Raw genomic sequence first — 2,740 nt, forward strand, 5'->3', positions numbered from 1 at the left:
CAGCGGCGGGAGAAGCCGCGGGAGCGACACCCCCGGCCCCGTTCCCCGCTTCCACTCCCGCTCCCGCGCTCGCCCCCGCGGGAGGCCGCCGGCGCGCCGCGTCCGCGACGATCCACCGCCGGTGCACCTCCACCATCTCGTCGCCCGACGCCCCGCACACCCGCGCGAACCGCTCCACCGGAGCGAACTCGTTCGGCACGGCGTCCCCGTTGCAGTACCGGTGGAGGGTCGACGTGCTGACGTGCAGCTTCCCCGCCAGCACACCGTAGCTGCGCCCCGAACGGTCCTTCAGATCCTTGAGCAGAGCCGCGAAATCCACGGCCTCCGGCGTCGCCACGACGGCGTTCCCCTTCCTCGTGCGTCCCGGAACGGCGTTCCAGGGACGCGGAATTCCCGCAGGTCACCGTACGCGTAGACGTTCCAGCATCCCCAATGGTTCGCCAGGCGTTGCGGCCGGAATCCGCCGTCCCACAAGCTCGGACCAGACCACAGCAGCAGCACCACCGCGGACCGGCCGCTCAACCGGACCTACACGTCAACCGATCACGGGGAGTACCACCGCCATGCGCACCCACCGCATCCGCACCATCGCCATCGCCGCCACCGCCCTCGCCGCCGCCCTCTCGCTCACCGCCTGCGGCGGCGAGGACAAGGCCATGGGGACCAAGCCGGCCGGTACCGCCGACACGGCGGCCCCCGCGGCGACGAGCACCGACGACAAGGCGCAGTCGAAGCCGGACGCACCGGCGGCCGGAGAGCCCGAGACGCAGACCGTCCCCGCCCAGGGGAAGCACGCGGGCGGCAACGGCAACGGCGACAACCACGGCAGGAAGCCGGAGGCCGGGCCGAACAAGAAGGCCGCGGCGGCGATCCCGGCCTGCACGCCCAAGAACTCCACGGTCAAGGTCTCCTCGGTGAGCCGCCCGATCAACCACCTGCTGCTCACGGTGACCAACACCGGCCCCACCACCTGCTACGCCTACTACGCGCCGTTCCTCCGCTTCGACGGCGCGCAGGCGGTGTACCCGGTCCTCGACGACAGCAAGCCGCAGGCGGTCGTCACGCTCTCCCCCGGCAAGAAGGCGTACGCGGGCATCGCGCTCCTCGGGGAGCCCGGCCAGAACGAGCCGGTCAAGAGCGTGAACCTCGGCGTCGGCATGGTCGACAAGAACAACCAGTCGAAGGGCGAGTCCACGGTGAAGCTCCCGGCGCGGACGTACACGGACGGCCTGGGCTTCGTCACCTACTGGCAGTCGGACGTCGAGAGCGCCCTGATGTACTGAGCGCACGACCCGTCCCGGGCCGGTGCCTGACGTGCGGTAACTCTGCGCGACCCGTACACATTTCCTGTACGGGTCGCGCCTGCGTGAAGTGGGTCCCGGGGTGGGAGTGGGAACCGTATGGGGCTCCTTGCCCGGTTCCGCACCGAGGCGGGCATGACCCAGGCCGAACTGACCCAGGCCTCGGGCGTACAGGAGGACACGATCGCCTCCGTCGAGCAGGGCAGACGGTCACTCGTGCCGGATCTGGCGGAGACGAGCACCGCACTGAACCGGTTCAAGTCGAGCTGCAGCGGCGACGAGGGGCGGCGCCTGCCTCGAAGTCGCTTGTGACTGGCGGAAGTCGGGCTACAGCGGCGACGAAGGCGGGCAGTGCGTCGAGATCGCCGCCCACCCCACCGCCGTCCACGTACGCGACTCCAAGGACACCGAGGGCCCGGCCTTCACCGTCGCGCCCACCGCCTGGTCGGCGTTCGCCGCCTACGCGGCCACCGCCTGACCCCGCACCGCCGCAGGGCTCATGCCCGGACCGTCTCGTACCGGAGCATCGCGACCCCGTTCCCGAAGGTCCGGGTTTCCACCAGCCGGAGCAGCTGCCGGTCCTCCGTGTCCCGGAAGAAGCGGCGGCCCCGGCCGAGGATGACCGGGTGGACGTAGATCCGGTACTCGTCGATCAGATCGGCCTGCCGGAACGACTCCAGCAGATCCGCCCCGCCCACCGCCAGGTCCCCCGAGGCGGCGTCCCGCAGACCGCGCACCTGCTCGGGGTCGACCTCGTGCAGCAGCGTCGCGTTCGGCCCGACGCTCTCCAGCGTCCGCGAGAAGACGAACTTCGGCACATCCCGCCAGATCCCCGCGAACTCGGCCATCGGGCCCTCGTTGGCCGGGTCCTGATCGGCGGTCGGCCAGAACTCCTCCATCAGCTCGTAGGTGACGCGCCCCTCGACGAAGCCGCCCATCGTCCGGAAGTAGTCGTTGAAGTGCTGGTGCACCTCCTCGTCGACGGTGTGCCAGTCGATGTCGTGGTCGGGCCCTTCGAAGAATCCGTCGAGGGAGAGGGAGATGGACGTGACGATCCTGTTCACCGGGGGCTCCTGCCGGATCGGCCCGGCCGACGGGAACGACGACCGGGCGGCGCGCAACGGGCTTCGACGATAAGCCCGGGCACTGACAGCGGGGCCCAGGTCCTGTCGTCGAACTGCCGTTGTCGCCCGAAGGGCGGCGCTGCGGGGTCAGGTGCGTGCTCTCGGCGTGCCGGGCGCACGTCCGCGTACGGGACCGTACTCGGGCGTGTGCCCGGTACGGCGAGAGTGCGTGCATGGCGCTGCGGGGCAGGCGGCGGTCTGACGACAGGGCCTAGGGCCTCTCGTCTGGATCATGCCGGGCTCGCGGGGCCCGGCATGATCCAGACGAAAGACCCTAGCCTCGCCCGCCCCCCTGCGCGGCCCCCGGCCGTCTCC

At 71.1% G+C, this 2,740-nt stretch carries 3 protein-coding genes and 2 pseudogenes; 3 read left to right on the top strand and 2 right to left on the bottom strand.

Annotation, left to right across the window (positions count from 1 at the left end; genetic code table 11):
* Positions 1 to 337, bottom strand: a 337-nt coding sequence (locus HET64_RS38035) for a helix-turn-helix transcriptional regulator (protein ID WP_308370435.1), incomplete at its 3' end; no start/stop codon positions are given.
* Positions 338 to 563: 226 nt separating this feature from the next.
* On the opposite strand from HET64_RS38035, the gene HET64_RS38040 reads away from it, so the two are divergent.
* From HET64_RS38040 to HET64_RS38045, 3 genes and pseudogenes are all read left to right on the top strand, one after another.
* Entirely contained in the window at positions 564 to 1,283 is a 720-nt protein-coding gene (locus HET64_RS38040) for a DUF4232 domain-containing protein (RefSeq protein WP_215111787.1), read from the top strand.
* 117 nt (positions 1,284 to 1,400) lie between these two features.
* A pseudogene (locus HET64_RS39755) lies at positions 1,401 to 1,508 on the top strand (helix-turn-helix domain-containing protein); the annotation flags it as partial.
* Between the two features lie 18 nt (positions 1,509 to 1,526).
* Positions 1,527 to 1,779, top strand: a pseudogene (locus HET64_RS38045) (DUF397 domain-containing protein).
* 19 nt (positions 1,780 to 1,798) lie between these two features.
* Here HET64_RS38045 and HET64_RS38050 read toward each other — a convergent pair.
* Positions 1,799 to 2,365 carry a dihydrofolate reductase family protein gene (locus tag HET64_RS38050; protein WP_215111788.1) on the bottom strand — a complete coding sequence of 189 codons (567 nt, stop codon included), beginning with the start codon at positions 2,363 to 2,365 and terminating at the stop codon, positions 1,799 to 1,801.
* Between the last annotated feature and the right edge of the window lie 375 nt (positions 2,366 to 2,740).

The sequence above is a fragment of the Streptomyces sp. McG3 genome (genome assembly GCF_018619185.1).
Lineage (GTDB): Bacteria > Actinomycetota > Actinomycetes > Streptomycetales > Streptomycetaceae > Streptomyces.

Excerpts from the sequence above, each read along its gene's own strand:
- HET64_RS38040 (WP_215111787.1), top strand. The coding sequence starts at position 564 with ATGCGCACCCACCGCATCCGCACCATCGCCATCGCCGCCACCGCCCTC.